Source organism: Leisingera sp. F5, assembly GCF_001593695.1.
This window is the reverse complement of record NZ_LUKH01001433.1, coordinates 1-1,032: the sequence shown is the minus strand read 5'-3', so window position 1 is coordinate 1,032 and position 1,032 is coordinate 1. Positions and strand designations below refer to the sequence as shown.

Here is a 1,032-nt window from a genome sequence, read left to right as displayed (position 1 = left end):
TGCCGGCGGCTGGATCTACGCCGCGAAATCCGCAGGCGCGCTGCTGCCAGAGGGCTGCGTGATCGACTGCAATGGCAACCCGACCCGCGATCCCGAAGACTATTTTGCGGGCGGCGCCATCCTGCCTGCTGGCGCGCAAAAGGGCTATGCGCTGGCGCTGGTGGCTGAACTCATCGGCGAGGCGATGCTGGGGCCGTCAACAACCGAATGCAACTGGCTGCTGATCACCTTGGAGGCCACCCGGTTCCGCGAGGCACCGGCCATGCAGGCTGCGGCCGAAGAGGTGCTGGCCGATCTGCGCAGCTGCCCGCCGGCGCCGGGGGTTGAGCGGGTGGAGATCCCGGGGGAGCGTGAACGCAATCATCGCGCGGCTTCGGAGGGGCGGATCGCGGTGCCAATGGAGACCTGGCGCCAGATCCAGAAGCTGGCCGAAAGCCTGGGGGCGGCATGATCCGATGAACGGTGGTGCCTATGCAACCCTCCGGAACATCTGGGTTTTGCAGCCTAGCCAGATGGGCGGCCGAGGGTAAGCCTGCCAGCATTTCCCCGGTTCGCCGCAGCCGCTGAAGCTCGCCAATGCCGTGGTCCGTTGCCCGCGCCGTTGCTGATTTCGTCAACTGCATCAGGGAAGGATCTGGCACACCCAATCCCGCCGCCGGGCAGCGCCGGCCTGCTCTGTTAAACCGCAGGTCAGCCTCCGGCGAAACAGGCGGGCGCTGCGCACCCGCCCACGGACGGGCCTGGCCATAACCGCCTTGATTAGTCCAGTGCCATAGCAGCCTTGCGGATGGATGCCTCGGTCTGGTCCAGATCCTCTTCGGTCAACGCCAGGCTGGGGTAGGTCTTGCCTGGGGACTTGAATATGCCTTCTTCGCGCAGCACCGCATTGTACCGTCTGGTGCGTTCCGCATTGCCCGCTTGAGTATCGCGGTAGTCCCGAACTTTGCTGTCCGTGAACACAACTTCGAACAGCGCAGGCTCGCCTACGATCCGGAACGGTACCCCGGCCTCTTCCAGTGCTGCACTGGTTGC

Annotated in this window: 1 protein-coding gene and 1 pseudogene; one reads left to right on the top strand and one right to left on the bottom strand. The window is 65.2% G+C overall.

All coding sequences use genetic code 11. From position 1 onward, the window contains the following. Positions 1 to 451, top strand: a 451-nt coding sequence (locus A2I95_RS42045; protein WP_291738172.1) for an Ldh family oxidoreductase, incomplete at its 5' end; no start/stop codon positions are given. A gap of 308 nt (positions 452 to 759) precedes the next feature. On the opposite strand, the pseudogene A2I95_RS42040 reads toward A2I95_RS42045, so the two are convergent. Beyond that, positions 760 to 1,032, bottom strand: a pseudogene (locus A2I95_RS42040) (aspartate aminotransferase family protein); the annotation flags it as partial.